Annotated in this window: 21 protein-coding genes and 1 pseudogene; 16 read left to right on the forward strand and 6 right to left on the reverse strand. The window is 38.1% G+C overall.

Features of this window, described 5'->3' with window-relative positions; translation table 11 throughout:
- From VB713_RS13920 to VB713_RS13930, 3 genes are all read left to right on the forward strand, one after another.
- Positions 1-205 (forward strand): transposase family protein (locus tag VB713_RS13920; protein WP_323312114.1); only part of this gene is annotated, 205 nt, incomplete at its 5' end.
- Between the two features lie 317 nt (positions 206-522).
- On the forward strand, positions 523-1,443 hold the full coding sequence (locus VB713_RS13925) for a ParA family protein (RefSeq protein WP_323312115.1): 921 nt from the start codon (positions 523-525) through the stop codon (positions 1,441-1,443).
- A 16-nt stretch (positions 1,444-1,459) separates the two neighbouring features.
- A complete protein-coding gene (locus tag VB713_RS13930) occupies positions 1,460-2,059 on the forward strand; it encodes a hypothetical protein (protein WP_323312117.1) in 600 nt (199 codons plus the stop codon).
- Here the strand turns inward: VB713_RS13930 and VB713_RS13935 are convergent.
- Positions 1,971-2,345: a type II toxin-antitoxin system RelE/ParE family toxin gene (locus VB713_RS13935; RefSeq protein WP_323312118.1), complete on the reverse strand. Its 375-nt coding sequence runs from the start codon at positions 2,343-2,345 to the stop codon at positions 1,971-1,973. The two genes, VB713_RS13930 and VB713_RS13935, sit on opposite strands and share 89 nt — an antisense overlap.
- On the reverse strand, positions 2,335-2,589 hold the full coding sequence (locus VB713_RS13940; RefSeq protein ID WP_323312119.1) for a hypothetical protein: 255 nt from the start codon (positions 2,587-2,589) through the stop codon (positions 2,335-2,337). The genes VB713_RS13935 and VB713_RS13940 overlap by 11 nt, the downstream gene beginning before the upstream one ends.
- Positions 2,590-2,744: 155 nt before the next feature.
- Here VB713_RS13940 and ileS point away from each other — a divergent pair, with 155 nt between their 5' ends.
- The 5 genes from ileS to VB713_RS13965 all read left to right on the forward strand — a co-directional run bounded on the left by ileS (position 2,745) and on the right by VB713_RS13965 (position 9,321).
- Positions 2,745-5,627, forward strand: a complete 2,883-nt coding sequence (gene ileS, locus VB713_RS13945) for an isoleucine--tRNA ligase (RefSeq protein ID WP_323312120.1) — start codon at positions 2,745-2,747, stop codon at positions 5,625-5,627.
- Between the two features lie 510 nt (positions 5,628-6,137).
- Complete coding sequence (locus tag VB713_RS13950) at positions 6,138-6,860, forward strand: pyridoxine 5'-phosphate synthase (protein WP_323312121.1); 723 nt, start codon at positions 6,138-6,140, stop codon at positions 6,858-6,860.
- 155 nt (positions 6,861-7,015) lie between these two features.
- A complete protein-coding gene (locus tag VB713_RS13955; RefSeq protein ID WP_323312122.1) occupies positions 7,016-7,744 on the forward strand; it encodes a SnoaL-like polyketide cyclase in 729 nt (242 codons plus the stop codon).
- Between the two features lie 66 nt (positions 7,745-7,810).
- Positions 7,811-8,140, forward strand: coding sequence for an MgPME-cyclase complex family protein (locus VB713_RS13960; protein ID WP_323312123.1), 330 nt, complete (start codon positions 7,811-7,813; stop codon positions 8,138-8,140).
- Between the two features lie 497 nt (positions 8,141-8,637).
- Positions 8,638-9,321, forward strand: coding sequence for a hypothetical protein (locus VB713_RS13965; protein WP_323312124.1), 684 nt, complete (start codon positions 8,638-8,640; stop codon positions 9,319-9,321).
- Positions 9,322-9,419: 98 nt separating this feature from the next.
- Here VB713_RS13965 and VB713_RS13970 read toward each other — a convergent pair whose 3' ends face one another.
- The 3 genes from VB713_RS13970 to folD form a co-directional block, all read right to left on the reverse strand.
- Complete coding sequence (locus VB713_RS13970; protein ID WP_323312125.1) at positions 9,420-9,875, reverse strand: divergent PAP2 family protein; 456 nt, start codon at positions 9,873-9,875, stop codon at positions 9,420-9,422.
- A gap of 153 nt (positions 9,876-10,028) precedes the next feature.
- The gene (gene crtE / locus VB713_RS13975; RefSeq protein ID WP_323312126.1) at positions 10,029-10,958 is read right to left on the reverse strand and encodes a geranylgeranyl diphosphate synthase CrtE; all 930 of its coding nucleotides are present in this window, start codon (positions 10,956-10,958) and stop codon (positions 10,029-10,031) included.
- 345 nt (positions 10,959-11,303) lie between these two features.
- Entirely contained in the window at positions 11,304-12,182 is an 879-nt protein-coding gene (gene folD / locus VB713_RS13980) for a bifunctional methylenetetrahydrofolate dehydrogenase/methenyltetrahydrofolate cyclohydrolase FolD (protein WP_323312127.1), read from the reverse strand.
- Between the two features lie 268 nt (positions 12,183-12,450).
- Here folD and VB713_RS13985 point away from each other — a divergent pair, with 268 nt between their 5' ends.
- The 8 genes and pseudogenes from VB713_RS13985 (at position 12,451) to mutS (ending at position 21,002) form a co-directional block, all read left to right on the forward strand.
- Complete coding sequence (locus VB713_RS13985) at positions 12,451-12,822, forward strand: hypothetical protein (RefSeq protein WP_323312128.1); 372 nt, start codon at positions 12,451-12,453, stop codon at positions 12,820-12,822.
- A 101-nt stretch (positions 12,823-12,923) separates the two neighbouring features.
- Positions 12,924-13,352, forward strand: coding sequence for an NUDIX hydrolase (locus VB713_RS13990; protein WP_323312129.1), 429 nt, complete (start codon positions 12,924-12,926; stop codon positions 13,350-13,352).
- A gap of 87 nt (positions 13,353-13,439) precedes the next feature.
- Positions 13,440-14,534, forward strand: coding sequence for an AI-2E family transporter (locus VB713_RS13995; RefSeq protein WP_323312130.1), 1,095 nt, complete (start codon positions 13,440-13,442; stop codon positions 14,532-14,534).
- Between the two features lie 72 nt (positions 14,535-14,606).
- A pseudogene (locus tag VB713_RS28265) lies at positions 14,607-15,794 on the forward strand (AAA family ATPase).
- Positions 15,795-15,802: 8 nt separating this feature from the next.
- A complete protein-coding gene (locus tag VB713_RS14010) occupies positions 15,803-16,324 on the forward strand; it encodes a hypothetical protein (protein WP_323312133.1) in 522 nt (173 codons plus the stop codon).
- A 52-nt stretch (positions 16,325-16,376) separates the two neighbouring features.
- On the forward strand, positions 16,377-17,594 hold the full coding sequence (locus VB713_RS14015) for an AAA family ATPase (RefSeq protein ID WP_323312134.1): 1,218 nt from the start codon (positions 16,377-16,379) through the stop codon (positions 17,592-17,594).
- Positions 17,594-18,325: a DUF4276 family protein gene (locus VB713_RS14020; RefSeq protein ID WP_323312135.1), complete on the forward strand. Its 732-nt coding sequence runs from the start codon at positions 17,594-17,596 to the stop codon at positions 18,323-18,325. Before VB713_RS14015 ends, VB713_RS14020 begins: the two co-directional genes overlap by 1 nt.
- A 97-nt stretch (positions 18,326-18,422) precedes the next feature.
- Positions 18,423-21,002 (forward strand): DNA mismatch repair protein MutS, encoded by a 2,580-nt coding sequence (gene mutS, locus VB713_RS14025; protein ID WP_323312286.1) that lies wholly within the window; start codon positions 18,423-18,425, stop codon positions 21,000-21,002.
- 51 nt (positions 21,003-21,053) lie between these two features.
- On the opposite strand, the gene VB713_RS14030 is transcribed toward mutS, so the two are convergent.
- The gene (locus tag VB713_RS14030) at positions 21,054-23,786 is read right to left on the reverse strand and encodes an AMP-binding protein (RefSeq protein WP_323312136.1); all 2,733 of its coding nucleotides are present in this window, start codon (positions 23,784-23,786) and stop codon (positions 21,054-21,056) included.
- Between the last annotated feature and the right edge of the window lie 28 nt (positions 23,787-23,814).

A 23,814-nucleotide genomic window follows, 5' to 3' on the forward strand; every position in this document is an offset into this window, starting at 1 on the left:
TAGAAAACAAGAATTAACTTCCGAACAGAAAGAAAAAAACAAAGAACTAGCTTCTGAACGAATCTTTGTTGAACACGTAATTCGTTTAGTCAAGATATTTAGAGTAGCTCAAGAAAGATTCAGATTGAATTCACATAAGTATGAGCAGATAATTATGATAATTTGTGGACTTGTTAGATTACGAATTGGAACATTTATCTTCTAGTTATGAGAACATCGAATTATGAACAATAAAATTATCAAAGAAGAGATAATATTTTTGTCTAATTCCCAACAGCACACATCTGTAATGCTTATTCTAGTGTAGAACGTGAGGATATTTGCAGTTAGCAATCGCTTTCCAAAAAGTATTCATAGTAGGAGTTTGACAGTTTTCGGAGATGTCTAATGGGTGATGTTGGGTTTCGTTCCTCAACCCAACCTACATTTGCCATGCCATTTGCGGAAGCTTAGTGGTATAATTTGAACACGGGTTTTAATCCCCAACTATATCTCTTTTGCAAAATTCACTTCAATTCCAGTATGAAAGTAGTATCTATTATTAACTATAAAGGTGGCGTTGGCAAAACCACTATCACCGCTAATCTGGGAACGGAATTAGCCTGTAGAGGGTATCGAGTGTTATTAATTGATGCTGATCCTCAGTGCAGTTTAACATTTTCCTTTTTTAATTTCGATAAATGGGATTGGTTTGAAGAAAAAGAACTGACGTTAAAGACATTTTTTACTTCATTAATAAAGCCTATTGCTAATTCTAAATCATTTAGTGATGTGAGAGTTAATCCAAGTAACATTAATAAAAAAATACAAGAACAGGGTGGAAAAGGTTCATTACATTTAATTGCTTCTCACTTAGAATTAATTAATATTGATATGAAACTTGCTGGTATTTTGGCAGGAGGAATTGACAGACATGAACAAGCAGAAAGATACTTCAATTGTTTTAGTTCAATTTCTAAAGGATTAGAAAAATTACAATCAAACTATGACTTTGTTTTAATTGACTGCCCTCCCAATTTCAACATTGTCACTAAAACATCTATAGCAGCTAGTAACTACATCTTAATACCATCAAGGCCGGACTATCTATCAATATTAGGCATATCATATTTAAAGAAAAGTGTTACGGATTTTGTCGAAGAGTATAATGACTATACAAAAAAAGCTAACATTCCAGTGATTTCTCCTAAAATTATTGGAGTAGTATTTACAATGGTAAAGGTTCATGCTGAACGACCAATTAATGCTCATCAAAGATTCATGGATAATGTTGTAAAAGAGCAAAAAATAAAGATTTTTGATGCTTTTATTAGAGAGTCTCAAAACATATTTGCAACAGCCCCAGAAAACGCAACTCCTGTTGTTTTAGGTTCATCTTCACCATCACATATTGTTAAAGAAATTAAAGAAATGGTAGATGAATTTGAATATTTGATTAATTAGATTGCTAGAAAATACTATGAATAACTACCAAGTTAACAACGAACATCACAATGATATTCCAAAGGAAGTAATTGAATTATTCGGAAAACAATGGATAAAATTTAATGATGAGCAAAAAAATGATATTTTGCAAGGTAACGCTCAACTTAGGGTAAATTGTTCTTATCCAAAAGCTGTTAAAAAGAAAGATATTTCATCTCGCAAACCTATTGATAAAACTCATCAATATGAAAATTTAGACTATACTCAACTTTCACAAAGATTAGATGAGTTAAATTCAAAAGAAGAGGGATTAGACTTTTTAAAATCGTCTTTCTCTACAAAAAAATCTCTAGAGTCTTTTGCAAAATTTTTGAAAGTCTCGACACAAAAACAAAATCTACAAGAACTGAGAGAAAGTATTGTTTCTGCAACAATAGGTTATCGGTTAACAATACAGTTTATTGAAAAAAGAAGAAGACCAAAACTAGAGGATGAATTTTTAGATGAAAATGAAAAATTTACTCAAGTAGTTAAATTTTGTATTTTTATTGATCTGGAATTGTATTTTCTTCTTCATATTGAGCTATTGCTTGTTCAATTATTTCATTATTCACATCTGTCAGATCAGATTTAGAATAAATTGTAGTGAGTATAATTCCTTGAGCATTTTTTAGATAATAAATCACTCTATATCCTCCACTTTTTCCTTTTTGAATGTTACTATTTTTAATACGAACTTTGAAAACTTGATATTTAACACCCGCAATTCTATCTCCAGGAATTTCACCTGCTTGTAGTTGATCAATTAAAGGTTGAATATCACTACGAATGGAACGATAGCGTTTAGCTAGTTCTCGCAAATCTCTTTGAAAACGAGGAGTAAGAGCAATTTCAATTGATAGTGGTTCATTATTCTGCATCTATTCCTTCCCACATTTGTGAAAGGGGTATAGTTTGTCCACTTAATGCTTCTTTTATTCCCTGATGAATACCTTCAATGACAATTTCTGTGGGTGTTTCTTCAAGAGATGAATTTTTCTCTAATTGGAAAATAGATTTTTGAATAAGTTGCAGTGCATAAGTTTCCACAGACAGTCCTTGCTGTTGTGCTTCCTGTATTAAATACTGTTCTAATTCTGGTGGTAAGCTGAGGGTTAGTGTCATAAGTCTATTGTGGGTAACTTTATATATTGTAAACCTGCAAAAACAAAAAATTAACTCCAAAATACTAATAAGCGTTGTTGGGTTTCGTTCTTCAACCCAACCTACGATTTATAATTGATCGGATAACCTGCACACCTACATTTAGGCATGAAACTGTGACCGAAACTGGAAAATACAAAGATACCGTCAACTTACCCAAGACTAACTTCGATATGCGGGCAAACGCAATCAAGCGCGAACCCGAAATCCAAAAATTCTGGGCAGAAAATAACATTTATTCTCAACTTTCAGAAAACAACCCCGGCGAATTATTTATACTGCACGATGGACCTCCCTATGCTAACGGCCAGTTGCATATTGGTCATGCCTTAAATAAGATTCTCAAAGATATTATTAACCGTTACCAACTCCTACAAGGTCGTAAAATTCGCTACGTTCCTGGCTGGGATTGTCACGGATTGCCGATTGAGTTGAAAGTTCTGCAAAATATGAAACAGGCAGAACGGCAAAATCTCACACCTTTGCAATTGCGACAAAAAGCCAAAGAGTTCGCACTGAAGACTGTTGATGAACAACGGGAAGGCTTTAAACGTTACGGGATTTGGGGTGATTGGGAAAATCCTTATTTAACCTTAAAACCAGAATACGAAGCCGCGCAAATTGGCGTATTTGGGGAAATGTTCCTCAAAGGTTATATTTATCGCGGTTTAAAGCCTGTGCATTGGAGTCCTAGTTCTAAAACCGCTTTAGCAGAAGCTGAGTTAGAATATCCTGAAGGTCACGTTTCTCGCAGTATTTACGCGGCTTTCCCGGTGGTGAAGGTTTCCGAAGGGTTGAAAGCTAGTTTGGATGCTTTCTTACCTGATTTAGGCGTGGCTGTGTGGACTACTACACCCTGGACTATTCCCGGTAATTTGGCTGTGGCTGTGAATGGTGCGTTGGAATATGCGGTGGTGGAGGTCTCACGCAAAGGCGCAAAGGCGCAAAGGGAATGCAGATATCTGATTGTTGCGGCTGAGTTGGTGGAAACGTTAGCTGCTAAGTTGGATGCTGAGTTGACTGTGAAGGTGCGTTTTTCTGGTCAGGATTTGGAAGGTACTATTTATCGTCATCCTCTTTTTGACCGTGAAAGTCCGGTGGTGGTTGGTGGTGATTATATCACTACTGAGTCAGGAACTGGGTTGGTACATACTGCGCCTGGTCATGGTCAGGAAGACTACATTGTTGGTCAGCGTTACGGTTTGCCGATTCTTGCTCCTGTTGATGATAGTGGGAATTTTACGGATGAAGCTGGTAAGTTTGCTGGCTTGAATGTTTTGGGTGAGGGGAATCAAGCGATTATTGACGCTTTGAATGAAGCGGGTTCTCTGTTGAAGGAGGAAGCTTATCCTCACAAGTATCCTTATGATTGGAGAACGAAGAAACCGACTATCTTCCGGGCTACTGAACAATGGTTTGCTTCTGTGGCTGGTTTTCGGGAAGATGCTTTAAAGGCTATTTCATCTGTGCGTTGGATTCCCGCACAAGGTGAGAATAGAATTACACCTATGGTTGCAGAAAGATCCGATTGGTGTATTTCTCGTCAGCGTTCTTGGGGTGTTCCTATTCCGGTGTTTTATGATGAAGCAACTGGGGAAGTTTTGCTCAATGAGGAAACTATTAACCACGTTCAAGCTATCATTGCCGAGAAGGGTTCGGATGCTTGGTGGGAGTTGTCGGTGGCGGAGTTGTTACCGGAACAATATCGCAATAATGGCAAGAGTTACCGCAGAGGTACGGACACGATGGATGTCTGGTTTGATTCTGGTTCTTCTTGGGCAGCGGTAGCCAAGCAAAGACCGGAGTTATGCTATCCTGTCGATATGTATTTGGAAGGTTCTGATCAACATCGGGGTTGGTTTCAATCTTCTCTTTTAACTAGTGTGGCAGTTAATGGTATTGCACCTTATAAAACGGTTTTAACTCATGGTTTTGTCTTGGATGAAAATGGACGAAAAATGAGTAAATCGGTAGGGAATGTGGTTGATCCCCAAGTTATGATTAACGGTGGAAAAGACCAGAAGAAAGAACCTGCTTATGGTGCAGATGTTTTGCGGTTGTGGGTTTCTTCGGTTGATTATTCTGGTGATGTCCGGTTGGGTGGTAACATCATTAAGCAATTAGCTGATGTGAGAAATAAGATTCGCAATACGGCACGGTTTTTGTTGGGTAGTTTGCATGATTTTGATCCTCAAAAAGATGCTGTAGATTTTGATGATTTGCCAGATTTAGATAAGTATATGTTGCACCGCATTCGTGAGGTGTTTAATGAGGTGACGGAAGCTTTTGATAGTTTCCAGTTTTTCCGCTTTTTCCAAACTGTGCAGAATTTCTGTGTTGTGGATTTGTCGAATTTCTATTTAGATGTTGCGAAGGATAGATTGTATATAAGTGCTGCTGATGCTTTCCGTCGTCGTAGTTGTCAAACGGTGTTGCAGATTGCTTTGGAGAATTTGGCGAGAGCGATCGCACCAGTTTTATGTCATACTGCTGAGGATATCTGGCAATTTATCCCCTACGAAATGCCCTCTAAGTCAGTGTTTGAGGCTGGTTGGGTGCAGGTAGATGAGGAATGGGAAAATGAAGATTTAGCCGAATTTTGGGATACTCTGCGTACACTCCGCAACGATGTTAATAAGGTTTTAGAACAAGCGCGGATAGAAAAAATGATTGGTTCTTCCTTGGAAGCGAAGGTTTTACTGCATATTCCTCATAAACAGTTACGCGAAGCTATCCAAGGTTTCAATCCCTTGCAGGGTAATGGTATTGATGAATTGCGGTATTTATTGCTGACTTCCCAAGTGGAAATTTTAGATGCCGCTACCAAGATTTCCGGGCTGAAATATACCACCACCACAGAAGATTGGACTATAGGCATAGTAAACGCAGATGGTGAAAAATGCGATCGCTGTTGGAACTATTCTACTCATGTTGGTGAATCTGAAGAACATCCTTTACTGTGTGAAAGATGTGTTCCCGCATTAGCTGGGGAATTTTAATATCATATAATGTAAAGGTTTAGCAGTGCTAAATCTTTACAAAATCAAGACTCAAAGTATTTATAAATCCTCATTTCTCGTAACCGTTCAGGGGGTGTAAAGAAGACGAAAAACCACCCAGAAAATCAAGCAATAAAATTAGGCAGCTTTCAACTTTTCAGAATCATCAGAACAAGCAGTAGCTTCTGGAAGCAAAGAAGGCGCAGTTTGACCACAACGAGTAGCTAGTCTCTCGCTTGATAAAAATTTAGCATTTGATAAAAGTCAAAACCTTCCGCAAAGTGAAACCATTAAAGTAACGAATGTACCTTTTTCATTGAGTATCACAGTTGGTTGACAATAATTTGTTGCAGTTCTAAAAGCATATTGCCTCAGAGATTGTCAATTTTTTGAGAATTGTCTTTCTTTATAATATGACCAAAATTTAAAATCTAACTTTCACATTCACCTCCAGTAGGTATTTCCTGTAAAATCAACATCTGAAAGATAGTGAAACAGGAGAACCCAGGCGTGCCTACACTCGGTGTAAATATTGACCATATCGCTACCATTCGCCAAGCTAGACGGACAGTAGAACCAGATCCTGTGGCGGCTGCGGTGTTGGCAGAATTAGCAGGTGCAGATGGAATTACCGTACATTTACGGGAAGATAGAAGACATATTCAAGATAGAGATGTGCGAATTTTAAGGCAAACGGTGCGATCGCACTTAAACTTAGAAATGGCTGCAACTGATGAAATGTTGGGAATTGCTCTCGACATCAAACCCAATTATGTAACATTAGTACCCGAAAAACGCGAAGAAGTCACCACAGAAGGCGGTTTGAATATTGTCGGGCAAGTTGCTAGAATAGGTGAAATAGTTGATAAACTGCAAAGTGCTGGCATTCCCGTAAGTCTGTTTATTGATGCCGAAACAGCACAAATAGAAGCTTCTGTCAAGGTGCAAGCTAAGTTTATTGAACTACACACAGGGCAATATGCAGAAGCCAAAGACGAAACAACTCGCCAACGTGAATTAGCTTTATTAGCGCAAGGTTGCGAGCAAGCGATTAAAGCAGGGTTGCGGGTCAATGCCGGACATGGACTCACATACTGGAATGTTTACCCCGTAGCGGCGCTTCCAGGCATGGAAGAACTCAACATTGGTCATACTATCATCAGTCGGGCAGCTTTGGTAGGAATGGAAAGAGCAGTCCGAGAGATGAAACAAGCCATACTGGGTAATTGGTAATGGGTAATTGGTAATTGGTAATTGGTAATTGGTAATTGGTAAATATTTATCTTTCCCCTGCCCTCTGCCCCCTGCCCTCTGCCTTTTGCCTCCGAGGGGTGTTAGCTGCGAAATCCTAGAAAAAATAAAGTCACATTTGTAAAACTCAGACTTCTATGACTTCCACACAGTCTAACAACCTGCCGCTTTGGGTACAGGATCGGGATACAGTGATTGCATACAGTACTCATGCCCAATGGCGTTATCAGACACCACCAGATTATAGTCGTTCAAAAGAAAATCTGGCTAAAGAGAGTATCTGTAATCACTTAGACGGTACACTAGAAGCGATCGTGCAGAACTTGGTGAGAACCTTGGAAATGGAGGTATCTTTCAAAAGTAACCCCCAGCAATGGTTATCTATTGCTAATGATCAGTTTCGAGCCAGTACTAATGGGGGTCAAGAGTACACCGCAGCCGATTTATCTGCCCAGGGTACTTATAACCTATTTATGGCTGATTCCGAACATTACAAAGCTTCTGAAGAAAGTTTTGAATCATCGGCTAAAATCTTTCACAGTACATTTCCTCAAGGTTTTCCTTGGGAAGTGCTGGAAGTTTATTCAGCCCCACCTATTGTTACGTTCAAGTGGCGACACTGGGGACATTTCCAGGGTGCTTACAAAGAGTTTGCACCGACTGGGGAGACAGTGGAAATTATCGGTATGAGTGTAGCTCGTGTCACCGATGATTTAAAAGTTATATCCTTGGAACACTATTTTGACAACAACCTGTTTTTGGAGAAACTGACAGCAGGTGGCAAACTAGTAAATAGTGAAAGCAAGGAAAAAAATGGTGGTGGTTGTCCCTTTAGTTCTTGGTTTAAGGGATTCAAAAAAAGTTAACTGATTTGGGTACAGAAATGCTCCTGTACCCTATAAATTGTTAAATAGTAACCAAAGGATATGAAAATGCAAACATACTATTACGTCTTGGCTAGTCAACACTTTCTACTCGAAGAAGAACCAATACACGAAGTTTTGAAAGAACGCACTCGTCATTACCACGAACAAGAAAAAGAAATTGATTTTTGGTTAGTTAAGCACCCAGCTTTTCTGGAAGCACCGGAAATGAAGCAGATAAAAGCAAAGTGTCCTCAACCTGCGGTGGCAATTATTTCTACTAATTCTCAATTTATTACTTGGTTAAAATTGCGATTAGAGTATGTAATCACCGGGGAATTTACGGCTCCTTCCGCAACAATTTCTGATCCTTTGGCATCTTTGACAACTGTTTCATAAAGTTCCATATATTTTCTTATCAGTTGCTGAGATAGAGGAGAGTAATGATAAATATTTGTTTATCTTTATTTATGTTTATTTGCTCTTCCTCTACAAATTTAAAGGTAAGAACAAGTAGGGTTTGCTGTTCGCGGAGCGTGCCGTTAGACATATAAAGCAAAAACCTATATATAGCAATTACCATTCAAGTGAGGTACAAGTTGTAATAATTAAACGCAGATGGACGCAGATAAACGCAGATGATTTTGTACTTCACTCGACTAGGAAACGCTATATATCAATAGTTTGAAGGTTGAAAATATAAATAAGATGCAAGGAATAAGCGTTGATACCATCAAAAAACTATCACTTAACCCGATTCAAGACTATTCTTACCTCCTTCTAATTCTTCCTCTTGCTAATTCTTCCTCCTGACTCCTAGCCCTAACGAAAAGACTTTTTTAGCAAGCCCTAAGTAGTTTTATACATCTTGTAAAATACACAATATCAGGTATCCAATGTTTGTGCAAAGAATTCATTTTTTAACAAGTGCTTTATTATTAGCGATTGCTCCCTTTATTGGTGGTATTAATTCTGTTTTAGCCCAACAAGCTATTCCTGTGTGTCAACCTCCTAATACAGGTGAGTATCTTTTATTAGTTGTTAGTCCTACAACTAGTAGTCAACAACAATTACGCAGTGCTTTACCATCTGATTTGAAACCTGTTACGTGTAAATATCTGAATGAAACAGTAACGCGGATTGGTGGGTTTAACAAGATTGATGATGCTAATCGTTGGGCAAAATATGTGAACAATATTGTGGGATTATCTGCCATTATCACTACTCGACCCACAGCACCAACAGTAACACCGGCAAGAATTGCACCACCTGCAATAGTTACTTCTCCACCGTTAGCAAATCAGAGAGTCAGCTATAATCCTAAAGTTTTGGGAGATGGTTATGCTGTACTGGTAGATTATTTCAATCGTCCAGAAATGGCAAGTAGTTTGCAAAGAGCAGTAGGGGGTAATGTGGGTCTTGTTTCCTATGGACAACGCCCTTATTTATTGGCTGTTTATACTACCAATCAAACAGAGGCATACAAAACGTTAGAAAAATTAAATGAGGGTGGGTTTTTTGCCCTCTTAGCAGATGGTAGAAAAGTGATGTTACTGCGTTCAGCAGTAAGTTCCAAGTGATTTTTTCAAACAGTTATCAGTTGACAAATAACTCATGATCATTCCTCAATACTTACCTAAAATCCAAAATCTAAAATCCAAAATTGTCTGACTAATAACTAATAAGCTGCTCTAGATAACCAATAAATAGCTACACCCAAAACCGCACCAGCTATGACTTGAACTGGTGTATGTCCAAGTAATTCCTTGAGACGGTCTTGGTTAAAGTCTGGTTTTTCGTGAAATAATTCGTCAATCATTTGATTGAGTATGCGAGCTTGTTTACCGGCTGCTTGACGCACTCCAGCTGCGTCGTACATGACAATGATGGCAAAAATCACGGCTACAGCGAAATCAGGAGATGCCCAACCTAGAGTTTGTCCGACACCAGCGGCTAAGGCTGTTACCAAAGCTGAATGGGCGCTGGGCATACCTCCGGTGGTTACTAAGACACGCATATCTATTTTGCGATGTTTGATGACTTCAAAGATGAGTTTTAATCCTTGAGCAACAAAACAAGCTACAAGAGCAACCAGCAGCACCCTGTTGTTTAAAATGTCGCCTATGTCCTGCATGGTGTTTTGGTTAGGTAATTAGTTAAATATGGGCAGTGGTTGTGTGTTGAGGAACAGTTTTTATGTAAGCCAAAATGCCAAATCCGCCTAGTACAGCAGAAATTGTTAAATAGATGGATATATTTAAAGCCTTCTGCTTTTTAGGTTTTGACGTTAGTGATTGCGACTAACTATATAATGAGCGATCGCTTGCAGAGGTATGGCTTTGTCTCCATAAGATACCAATTCTGCACAAGCTGACTCAACTAGTTGTTGGGCTTTTACCCGTGATTCGTCAATTCCCCACAGGCTGGGATAGGTGACTTTCTCGGCTTTGAGGTCTTTACCTGCGGTTTTCCCTAGTTGCTCTTGGGTAGAGGTGATATCCAGAATATCATCAATGATTTGGAATGCCAGTCCAATATTTTGCGAATAACGAGTTAATTTTTCGACATCTTCAGCAGATGCACCAGCAATAACTCCGCCACAAACAACACAAGCTTCTAAGAGGGCGGCTGTTTTGTGGTTATGAATAAAATTCAGTGTTTCCAGGGAAATATCTGACTTACCTTCTGAATCTAAATCTACTACTTGACCACCAACTAAACCAGCCGCTCCCAAGGCCTTACCCAATCGAGCAATTACTTGTAAAGCTCGCTCTCTCGGCACGTTTTGGGGTGTTTGGGTGGCGACAAACTCAAAAGCTAAAGCCAATAAGCCATCCCCTGCTAAAATCGCAATATCTTCGCCGTAAACCTTGTGATTGGTTAATTTACCGCGACGGTAATCATCATTATCCATTGCGGGGAGGTCATCATGAATCAACGACATGGTGTGGATCATTTCCACTGCACAAGCCGTTGGCATGGCCATTTCAATTGTGCCACCAATCATTTCTGAGGTAGCAAGACAAAGAATGGGACGCACGCGCTTACCTCCGGCTAATAGGGAGTAGCGCATGGCTTCATAAATTTTTTCTGGGTAAACGACAGGAATAGCCTGATCTAAAGCATTGTCACAAAGCTTTTGTCGTTCTTTGAGATAGGAGGCGAGGTTAAACTTGGTTTCCTCTGATTTTTTCTGAAAGTTATCCGTTGCTACCATTCCTAGAGTCCTAAAATTTTCAGTTGCTTGCAATATATATGAAGATTTTACGGTGTGCTGGAGCAGAAAGATTCACTGGTAATTTTATTTTTGGATTTTAGATTTCGTAGTGAGCGCTCAGTCGAACGATTTTGGATTTTAGCTTGATTTTTTAGTTGAAACTAGGGGTTTTGAGCAAAAAAATCTTAAATCGTTACAGTTACACTCAGTTTAGAATTATTACTGCTGATAGTAACTACCAAGGTAGTCAAGAAAGCATTGATTACTCCAAGCCTTAAACCAACTGCTTTTACACTCACCACTCACCACTCACCACTCACCACTCAGTACTCGGTACTCGGTACTCTAATTACCCGTTGCACTTAAATAGCTAGAAACTGTATTTTGCAATAGCATAGCGACTGTCATTGGCCCGATACCACCAGGAACGGGGGTGATATATTCTGCCACTTTAGCCGTTGATTGAAAGTCGATGTCACCAACTAAACGACTCTTACCATTGCTATCAGTAATGCGATTTATCCCCACATCTACCACGACAGCGCCCGGTTTCACCATCTCAGCAGTGATGAGTCCGGGAAGGCCTGCGGCAGCAATGAGAATATCAGCATTTTGGGTGATGGATTTTAAATCATGCGATCGCGAATGGGCTATGGTGACAGTGGCATTAGCTTCTAATAGCATCAAGGCCATGGGCTTACCCACTAAAATACTACGTCCTACCACCACTGCTTGTTTTCCCACCAAAGGAATTTTATATTCTTCTAGCAGTCGCATGACACCAGCGGGGGTGCAACTGCGTAAACCCGACTCACCCCGCACCAGTCTTCCTAAGTTCACTGGGTGAAGTCCATCTGCGTCTTTATCGGGTGCAATTTGATGTAACAGTGCTATTGAGTCTAAATGATTAGGTAAAGGCAACTGTACCAAAATCCCATCTACCCGTTCATCTTGGTTAAGTTCACTAATTACTTCCTCTAGCTCTGTTAAGGTAGTTGCGGCAGGAAAATGCTTACCAAAAGAGGCAATACCCACTTTAGTGCAGGCTTTTTCTTTATTACTTACATAAGCTGCTGATGCGGGATTATCCCCCACCATCAACACTGCTAAACCAGGAGGTCGGCCAATTTTGGGTTGTAATTGTGCGATCGCATCAGCCAATTCTTGATGTATTTTAGCAGCTAATGCCTTACCATCAAGCAGTTTGGCAGTTTGTGTTTCCATAAAATTTACCTGTAAAGGAACTGGGAACTGGGGGAGAATTATCTCAAATGACCAATAACTAATGACTAATGACTATTTTCTCAGATTAGCTGCGTCAACTGAAGGATAAAGAAGAAAAGGATAAATTAAAAACAGTTGTTCTGTCCATTTCCTGTAATCAGCACAACTTGGTATGAATGGAAACTTGATAAAACTGGTAACAAGGTCAGAATTCATGCAAAAATCCTCTCAATCGCTTGCGTTTAGGCAACAAGCAAAACTTATTTCTATGAAATCTTTTTACCAAGGATTAAGCGTTTTTCTGGTACTAGGACTTTGTAGTTGTGGTAACGGAAAACCTGGGGAATTGAACTTAAATAATCTGAGAATTGGCGCTAACGTTACACCGATTCAGGCAATTAAACCAGCACAAGACAAACGTACTACTACAGTTTACATCCAAGGCAAGGTAGAAAAACAAGCTCCTTTAGTTAAACAGCAAGCATATCAAATCGCTGACTCAACAGGCAAAATCTGGGTTGTGACAAATCAAAAAAATTTCCAAGTGGGACAAGATGTAGTGTTGAAAGGTAAAGTAAAATACAAAAGCATTCCTTTAGCTGGTCAAGAGTACGGAGAGATTTATTTAGAAGAAGAATAATGAAAATCAACAAAAAGGGATTACTATCCTGCACACAAAACCATCAAACACACGTAATTCCACATAAAAAATCCCAATAAATTTATCCAAAGGAGTAATTTATGAATAATCAAATACCACAAGTAGCAATTGTAATTCTCTACCAAAACGACAAATATCTCATGCAGCTACGCGACAATATCCCCAATCTCGCTGCTGCTGGTTGCTGGGGATTATTTGGAGGACATTTAGAACCAGGAGAAACCCCAGAAATTGCACTCGTGCGAGAAGTAATTGAAGAAATTGGTTACGAATTACCATCTTTTAGCAAATTTGGAATGTATTCCGACGAGAAAGTTATCCGTCATGTTTTTCAAGCACCATTATTAGTGGAATTAGATCAATTAGTTTTAAGCGAAGGTTGGGACATGGGACTATTAACACCAGAAGATATTCACAGAGGTAATTGTTATTCAGCCATAGCAAATGAAGTCAGATCCTTAGGAACTACTCATCAAAAAATCATGTTGGACTTTATTAATAAAAAATGAAAAATTTCTATATTCTAATTATATAATTCCCAATCAATGCCGATACCCGATCATTTAAAACTTAATAAATACAATGGAATTAGTTTCATGCAAATAGCAAATAAACTACCGCAATGGGTAAGTATAGGTTTAGCCTTTCCTATCATCATTCTTAATTCTTGGTTATCAATTCAAGTTGTACATTATTTTCAACCCCTAGTCAGCGTTGTTGCTGCTGCAATTTTATTATCTTTTGTTTTAAACTATCCGATTAAATTTTTTCAGAAACGCGGAGTACCTCGTAGTTTAGCAATTGTGGGAGTATTGCTATTAGCTATAATATTTCTGGGTGCTGTAGGTGTTATCTTAGTACCATTAATTCTCGAACAACTGAACGAATTAGTTAATATTCTTCCCTTCTGGATTGAGTCTGGAACTGATCAACTACAAGCATTTTTAAATTGGGCAGCTACACAACAACTACCTTTGAATTTAAGTGGTGTAGCAACTCAGCTTTTAGAAAAAATTTCTAATCAATTTCAGTCATTTACTGGCAAAATACTTGGTTTTGCCTTCGATACAATTGGCGCTTTAGTAAATATCATCCTCACATTAGTCCTAACCGTTTATCTAATCTTAAATGGAGAAAGTTTGTGGAATGGAATCTATCAATGGTTTCCGCGAAATATTGGTACAAAAGTTAGAGATTTATTGCGAGAAGATTTTCAAAACTATTTTATTGGTCAAGCAACATTAGGTGCCGTATTAGGTGTGGTAGTGACTCTGGCATTTGTAGCGCTACGAGTCCCCTTAGCATTACTTTTTGGCATCGCAATTGGTCTTTTTTCTCTCTTTCCTTTTGGTACAGGTATAGGTATTGCTATAGTCAGTTTATTGGTAGCGTTAAAAAACTTTTGGTTAGGGGTAGAAGTTTTAGGAGTAGCTGTTGCTATTGATCAAATAAACTCTAATGTTATCGCACCGCGTATTTTGGGTAATTTAACAGGTTTAAATCCTGTTTGGGTAGTAATTTCTTTATTGTTAGGTGCGAAGTTGGGCGGCGTTTTAGGTTTGTTAGTGGCTATTCCTCTCGCTAGTTTTATTAAGGATATTGCTGATAGTTGGCGGGCTGGTGAGTTGAGGAAGATTGAAGAGGTAATTGAAACGCAGAGGGGCGCGGAGGTTAGCGCGGAGGTTCGCTGAGGGTTGTTGATGATTTTTGGGTGGGGTTGATTTTGGTTACGATAAAGATAAGCAATATTTTCGGAGTTGATTATGCTTAAAAAACTCATTCTCGAAAATTGGAAAAGTTTTCGTTATGCTGAACTTCCACTTGATCCTTTGACGGTTCTGATTGGAACTAATGCAAGTGGTAAGTCTAATGTGGTTGAAGCTTTGGAATTTTTGCAAAGAATAGCTAATAACGAGAAAATTGAAACAGCTTTAGCAGGAGATAAAACACTTTCTCCTATTCGTGGTGGTGTAGAATGGGCTGCACGAAAGCCTGAAAATAAATTCTCACTAAAAGCTTCAGTTCAGTTAGAAGATGGTGACAGTGATTATATTTATACTATAAAAGTAGCAACAGAACCTTTCGCTCGTATTTTAGAAGATTCTATACTAATTCAAGATTATCAGAATAATAATCAACACAATCCCGATAGTTATTATTTATCCAAATTGAATTATAAATATAGTTTATTACAAAAAAAACCTATTTCTACAAGGTTTGAATTTTTAGATGAAGAGTCTGGTGGCTTAGATAACTAATATACCCAAATATTAGCAACAATTCAAAATATTTTTATTCTCAATCCCATTCCTTCCAAAATACGTGATTTTTCACGGCTTTCTGAGAATATGGAAAGTGATGGATCAAATATTGCCGGTGTATTAGCAGCATTATCTGATGAAAAAAAAATAGAAGTCGAATCAACTTTATCTTACCACATAAAAGATTTACCAGAAGGTGATATTAAAAAAGTATTTGCAGAACCAGTTGGTAGACTTAGAACAGATGCAATGCTTTACTGCGAAGAAGAATGGAAACCTGGAGAAATTACAGAAATTGATGCTAGAACTATGTCAGATGGAACATTACGCTTTTTAGCAATTATCACAGCATTACTCACACGCCCAGAAGGTAGTCAAATTGTAATTGAAGAAATAGATAATGGTTTACATCCTTCCCGTGCAGCATTATTGGTAAAAATATTAAAAGAAATTGGCACTAAACGCAATATTGATATTTTACTAACTACCCATAACCCTGCTTTACTTGATGCTTTTGGTTCAGAGATAGTTCCATTTGTAGTTGTTGCACATCGAGACTCTGAAACCGGAGAAAGTAAACTTACTCTTTTAGAAGATATTGATAACTTCCCAAAATTGTTTGCGTCATATTCTTTGGGACAAATGACAACTAAAGGCGCAATTGAACGCAGCCTTTCTCATGGGGAGTAATTGAAATCATGAGAAAAGTTTTATTAATAGATACGTCTTTATTGTGTGTCTGGTTAAAAGTTCCAGGAAAAGAAACTGCGGGTAATAATAAATGGGATTTTGAACTTGTCAATGAGAAAATTCAATTAGAAATTGAAAAAGGAACAACTTTGGTACTTCCATTAGCTACAGTTATAGAAACAGGTAATCATATTGCACAAGCTAAAAATACAAGTTCAGACAGTAAACTGATAACATCTAAAAGATTTGCAAAAATCATGATTGATGCTGCTGATATAAACAATCCTTGGGCTGCTTTTAGCGAACAAATTGTACTTTGGGACGCGGAAGGATTGAAAAAATTAGCAGATAAATTTCCTAATCAAGCTGTAGAAAAAACTTCGATGGGAGATGCTAGTATTGTAGTCATAGGTTGGCATTATCATCAAAAAGATTATGACGTAGAATTTCTGACTGATGATAATGGTTTGAAATCTCAAGAACCACCACAACCAACTCCACCTACACGTCGTAGTAGCCGCAGAAAATGATAAAGTGAATGAATAGTATTTTAGATAGATATTTTAATATTAGGAGAAAAGAATGGAAGGTAAAAGATTTATTCATAAAATTAAATTAACAAACTTTCTTTCCTATGGAAGTGAGGGAGAAGAAATTGAACTACAACCATTAAATGTGTTAATTGGACCAAATGGTTCTGGTAAATCGAATTTAATTGAAGCAATTGGATTGTTGCAAGCAACACCAGGAAATTTAACGGCTCCTATTCGGGAAGGAGGAGGTGTAAGTGAGTGGCTTTGGAAAGGTGAAAAAGGTATTCCAACAGCCGAAATTGAAGCAATTATAGATTACCCACAAGGAATAATGCCTCTACGTTATAAACTTGGGTTTACTATGGTTAATCAAAGGCTGGATATAGTAGATGAAGTTGTAGAAAATGAACATCGAAACTATGAAGAGGCAAAAGATGTATATTTTTTCTACCGCTATCAAAACGGACGACCTAGTTTAAATGTGAGAAGTATTCCTGATGGACAAGCAGGTACAGATACAGGTAGAATTCCACGCAGCTTACGTCAAGAAGAAATTAGTCCAAATCAATCAGTATTATCCCAAAAAAAAGATTTAGATTCTTATCCAGAATTAACTTATTTAGGCAATGAATTTTCTAAAATTCGTACTTATAGAGAATGGAATTTAGGAAGATATACACCGCCAAGAATGGCGCAACCTGCTGATTTACCTAATGATTTTCTAGATGAAGATGCTAGAAATTTAGGTCATGTTTTAAATAATTTAGATTATGCAGGAAAAAAACCAGAATTACTCCAGCATTTACAGAAATTCTATCATGCAGTAGATGATATTACGGTTAGAGTAGAAAGTGCCACATTGCAGGTATTTCTTCGTGAAAAAAAATTGGGTTCAGCAGTTCCAGCAACAAGGCTTTCAGATGGTACACTTCGTTATTTATGCCTATTAACTATACTATGTCATCCCAGTCCGCCACCTTTAATTTGTATTGAAGAACCGGAATTAGGTTTACATCCAGATATCATGCACATCATAGCTGAGTTACTAATTCAAGCTTCTCAACGCACCCAACTAATTGTAACTACCCATTCTGATGCTTTAATTACTGGTTTAAGTCAATATCCTGAATCTGTGTTAGTGTGTGAACGCAATAATCAAGGCTCTTATCTTAAGCGTCTTCAAAGTGATAGATTAAAAAAGTGGTTAGAAAAATATACTCTTGGCGATCTTTGGCGTATGGGTGAAATTGGTGGAAATCGTTGGTAATGGAGATTTACATTTATATTGAAGGTGCGGGAAATGAAGATGATACTGAACTAATGCCTAGACAACGCCTTGGGTTTCGTAGTGGTATCATAAGTGGAAAAGAAACAACTAGAAGTTTAAGTCCTGGTTTTTATAATTTTTTCCAAGAACTATATGAGATTGCTGACAACAATGATATTAAAATTAGGTTGATTATGTGCGGTTCGCGCGTAACAGCTTATCAAAATTTCAAATGGGGATTGGCAGATCATTCTGAAGCTTTCAATATTTTACTTATAGATTCTGAATCTCCAGTCTCTCCTCATGATACTCCTTGGCAACATCTTAGAAAAAGAAGAGATGATCAATGTTGGATTCAAGGAGATGATCTCAATTATGATGATGATCAATGTCACTTTATGGTTCAAGCAATGGAAGCATGGTTTGTCGCTGATATTGATGCTTTAAGAAACTTCTATCGTGAAGGATTTAGAGAAGAACAAATTATGCGTGGCATGGCAAGATATGAAAATGTAGAACAAGTTTCCAAAGCTACGTTATTTCAATGGTTAAAAGCAGCAACTCGTAATTCCAAGAATGGTACATATAAAAAAGAAACTAAACGCGCTCATGCTTTAGAAATTTTGAAACTTCTGAATGCTTCTACAGTTCGTCAAGCTTCCCCTTATTGCGATCGCATTTTTACCACTCTAACAGCAGTCATGGGCGTATCCAGCAGTAGTGCGGACTAAAAATAAATAAACTTTAAGCGATCGCACTCCCAGCACCCCACATAAAGCTATCATCGGATAAATTGCCTAATCTGTGCCTAAACTCTCAGCATCTACCATGACGACTCCGACACCAGAACAAAATCAACCTATTACACCTCTTAGCGATACAAATCTGGTAGAAGACCGCAGCAAGCTGAGTAAGATGTATCAGCACTATGTAGAAATGAAGGATAAATATCCTCATGCGTTGCTGCTATATCGCGTCGGTGATTTTTTTGAAACTTTTTTCCAAGATGCTGTAACAGTATCTAGAGAATTAGAATTAGTTTTAACCAGTAAACACGGTGGTGAACTCGGCCGCGTCGCTATGACCGGTGTACCCCACCACGCTTGGGAACGCTACACAACCCTACTGGTAGAAAAAGGTTACGCTGTGGTGATTTGCGACCAAGTGGAAGACTCTGCTGATGCTATTGGTTTGGTAAAACGCGAAGTTACCCGCATCCTCACACCGGGGACTTTGTTAGAAGAAGGAATGTTAAAAGCAAGTCGTAATAATTACCTGGCGGCTGTGGTAATTGCGGTTAACCATTGGGGTTTAGCCTACGCAGATATATCAACAGGGGAATTTCTCACCTGTCAAGGTAGTGATTTAGAGCATCTTACTCAAGAACTAATGCGGTTGCAACCTTCAGAGGTGCTATTCCCCACCAATGCACCAGATTTAGGTACTTTACTACGTCCAGGGGAAACTTCACCGTCTCTTCCCCAATGTTTACCACCAACATTTTGCTATAGTTTGCGATCGCAACTGCCTTTTTCCCAAGCTGAAGCTAGAAGTAAATTATTGCAGAAATTCAAAGTGCGATCGCTTGAAGGTTTAGGTTGTGAACATCTCCCCCTCGCTGTTCGCGCCGCTGGTGGACTATTAGAATATATCGAAGATACCCAAAAAGAAAACACCGTTTTTCTGCAACTATTAAATACCTATACCCTGACTGATTATCTCATCGTTGACCACCAAACCCGACGCAACTTAGAAATTACCCAAACCGTTCGTGATGGCACATTTCACGGTTCTTTATTGTGGGCTTTAAATAGAACTAGTACCGCAATGGGTGGACGGGCTTTAAGAAGATGGTTGTTACAACCGCTACTTGATATTAAAGGGATTAAATCACGCCAAGATAGCATTCAAGAATTAGTTACAAATACCCCTCTTCGTCAAGATTTACGGCAGTTATTACGACAAATCTACGATTTAGAACGTTTAACAGGTCGTGCAGGTTCAGGGAGAGCAAATGCACGGGATTTAGTTGCTTTAGCTGATTCTCTCTCCCGTTTACCTGAATTATCATACATAGCATCAGAGGCGCAATCCCCATTTCTAAAAGCTTTGCAAAAAGTACCCGCTGTACTGGAAGAATTGGCAAAAAAATTACAACTTCATATAGTAGAATCACCACCTATTCATCTCAAAGAAGGAGGATTAATTCGTCCGGGGATAAACCCACAGTTGGATGAAAGAAAAGCGACTGTGAAAGGTGATCAACAATGGATTGCAAATTTAGAAGTTGATGAAAGGGTGAGAACGGGAATTCCAAATTTGAAAGTGGGATTTAATAAAACTTTTGGTTATTACATTAGTATTTCTCGTTCCAAATCTGATCAAGTTCCCGATAATTACATTCGTAAACAAACTCTGACAAATGAAGAACGTTACATCACTCCAGATTTGAAGGAACGAGAAGCGCGAATTCTCACAGCTAGGGATGATTTGAATCAGTTGGAATATGAGATTTTTGCAGCTTTGCGGGAAGAAGTGGGTAGTCATGCGGAAATTATTCGCAATATTTCCCGTGCGGTAGCGGCTGTAGATGTGTTGTGTGGTTTGGCGGAATTGGCTGTACATCAAGGTTACTGTCGTCCTGAAATGCTTGCGGGGCGAGAGATTGCGGTTGTTGATGGTCGTCACCCAGTGGTGGAACAGTCTTTACCTGCTGGGTTTTTCGTTCCTAATTCTACGGGTTTGGGTGGAGAAACAAACCGCAGAGACGCAGAGAACGCGGAGGAGGAGAAGCCTGATTTGGTGATTTTGACGGGGCCAAATGCGAGTGGGAAGAGTTGTTATTTGCGTCAGGTGGGGTTAATTCAGTTGATGGCACAGATTGGTAGTTTTGTGCCGGCTCGGTCTGCTAGGCTGGGAGTGTGCGATCGCATTTTTACCCGTGTTGGGGCTGTGGATGATTTAGCAACTGGTCAATCTACTTTTATGGTGGAGATGAATGAAACTGCAAATATCCTCAATCATGCAACTGCTAAATCTTTGGTTTTGTTAGATGAAATTGGTCGCGGAACTGCAACTTTTGACGGGTTATCAATAGCTTGGGCTGTAGCAGAATATTTAGCCGTAGAAATTCAATCTCGAACTATTTTCGCCACCCATTATCATGAGTTAAATGAACTAGCTAGTATTGTTCCTAATGTAGCTAATTATCAAGTTACAGTTAAAGAATTACCTGACCAAATTATCTTTTTACATCAAGTTCAACCAGGTGGTGCTGATAAATCCTATGGTATTGAAGCTGGAAGATTAGCCGGCTTACCAGCGGTGGTAATAAAGCGGGCAAAACAGGTAATGGGACAAATAGAAAAACACAGTAAAATTGCAATGGGTTTGCGTGAAGGACTTTAATTATTTCGATTACTTCATGCAGGGGCGTATTGTAACGCCCCCTAAAAATTATTAAATAGTTTTTTCTAAACAGTCTTTCAATTGTTTGGCAACTACTCTAACATAAGGTTCATTAAGTAGAGAAAGATGAGAACCAGGAATATGATAAATATCTAATTCACCTGTAACTATGTCACCCCAACCAAATTGAGAATCGTATTTTATACCTATTTTATCGGTTCGATTTTCATCCTTAGTTCTAAACAAAGCTACTCTACCTACATAAGCAGGAAAAGTATATTTCTCCAAAGCTTGGGTATTAGCATCAATGATTTGTAAATACTTATCAGTTTCTGGTGACTTTGAGGATATATCTAAAACATGAGATGCAACATTTAAAGAATAATTGTATGCCTTTTTAATACAGTATTTAGTGTGTCGGCTCCAACCTATAACTTTTTTCAAAACGTAATCATGACCACCTTGGATGATATTCTTTAAATGTAAAGGAATTCTTTTCAACACTGATAATCTTTGGAAATACCCTGGACGACAGGTATCAAACATAGCTACAAGACTTACTTTTTCACCTTGCTTTTGCAGTTGTTGCGCCATTTCATAAGCAACTAAACCACCAAAAGAATACCCTCCTAAAAAATAAGGCCCTTGTGGTTGAATAGTCCGTATTTCTTGAATATAGTGCGCGGCCATGTCTTCCACCCGAACGAAAGGAGGCTGTTTTCCATCTATTCCTTGGGGTTGAAGTCCATAAACAGGTTGTTCTAACCCTAAATGTATTGCTAAATGACGATAACATAGCACTTCTCCACCCAGAGAGTGAATAACAAACAAAGGTGGTTTAGAACCTTGGGGTTGAATTGCTACCAGAGACGATTGGTGTGATTTTGCTGATAAGGTATTTACTAAAATTGGTTCTTGACGGATAATTTGAGCGATCGCACTCACTGTACCAATAGGAAATAAAGATGCTAATGGCAGTGTTTTACCAAATTTATCCTCTATAGCCGCAAATAACCGCACAGCCAAGAGCGAATTTCCCCCCAATTCAAAAAAGTTATCTTCTGTGCCAATAGGTTTAACACCTAAAAATTCTTCCCAAATTTGTGTTAGTTGATATTCTATATCATCACAAGCAGGCACAAAAGTTGCAGTTATTTCTGGTTTTACTAACTCAGGATCTGGTAAAGATCGGCGGTCTGTTTTACCATTAGGTGTTAATGGCAAAGCATCCAAAAATATAAATGCACTAGGCATCATGTAATCTGGGAGTTTATCTTGTAAATATTGCCTTAATTCCTTAGTAGTAGGTGCAGGTTTTTGTTTGGAAACAACATAAGCTACTAAACGGTTTTCTCCAGGAATATCTTCACGGGCTATAACTACAGCTTCTTTGAGAGTGTCAATATTCAAAAGTTCCATTTCAATTTCTGTAACTTCAATTCTGAAACCTCTAATTTTTACCTGAAAGTCTATTCTTCCCATGTGGACTAAACAACCATCAGCCTCAATACGCCCTAAATCACCAGTGCGATATATCCTTTCACTTTCATTTTGAAGATCAGACAAAAATACAGCTTTTGTCAGTTCTGGTTTTTGCCAATAACCAAGAGCTAAATATTTACTTTTAACAGCAATTTCGCCAATGCTACCATTTTCTATTTCTGCCCCATTTTCGTCTAACAACACAACTTCCATCCCTTCAACACCATAACCAATGGGGACATTGCTACCCATGATTTCCGTATTTTTATCAACAATAAAATTCCTAAAGGTTCCAGTTTCAGTTGCGCCTAAACTTGCATACAAAATACAGTCATCAGCAAAATATTGTTTGTAGTTCTCCACATCTCTAATTAAGGTAGCTTCACCACCTAATTTTACTAAGCGAATATGAGGAAACTGTTTTCTACTTGTAAGAACTTCCACAAAATGCCGCAACAGGGTAGTAAAGGAATGGTAAATAGTAATTTCTTCTTCAATTAGCCAATTGACTAAATTATTTAAGCCCTGTTTTTTCACATCATAAGAATAAAGAGATGCACCATTTAACAACGTATATAAAATACATAATAATCCTCCCAATGCACTACATGAATAGAGAAAAACTACTCTATCTTCTGGGCTAATCAGTAAAGTATTAGTATCAGTCATGCAGTAATGTAATGAATTAATATGACTCTGCACTACTCCTTTTGGTTTACCAGTTGACCCACTAGTGTAAATTATGTAAGCTGGTGTTTCAGGCAATACATGAATATTTGGATTTTCATCGACAACATCGTTAATATTTTCATCAATATTTAATATAAGACAATTATTATTAGCTAATTCATGAGCTAAAGCTAAATTTTGATTATTGGTAATAATCAGAACAGCTTGAGAATCTTCTAAAATATAAGCTAGTCTATCAATGGGAAATGTAGAGTCTAAAGGTACAATGATTTTTCCTGTTTTCAATCCCCCAAAGATACTAGTAATGAAATCTGCACCTTTTTCAAGTAATAAAGCAATAACTTCTAGTTTTTCTCCTTTTTGGGAAAGAATATTATTTGCTAATCGGTTCGCATTTTTATTTAGTTGTTCATAAGTTAGAGTTTCAGTACTAGTTTTGACAGCAATAGAGTGAGGATATTTCTTAACGTGTTGTTCAAAACGAGTAGCGATAGATTGTTCAATATTTTCTAATTCAAATCTAATAAAGCCTTCAGGAGGAGTAATTAATTTGTTGCAAACAAACTTTTGGTTGAAAAGCTTTTTGGGAATTGTCCGGTAAATATTACTCATTTGTACTCTAAAAAGTAGGTTTATGTTA

The organism is Anabaena cylindrica UHCC 0172 (assembly GCF_034931625.1).
In the GTDB taxonomy this organism is placed as follows: domain Bacteria; phylum Cyanobacteriota; class Cyanobacteriia; order Cyanobacteriales; family Nostocaceae; genus Anabaena; species Anabaena cylindrica_A.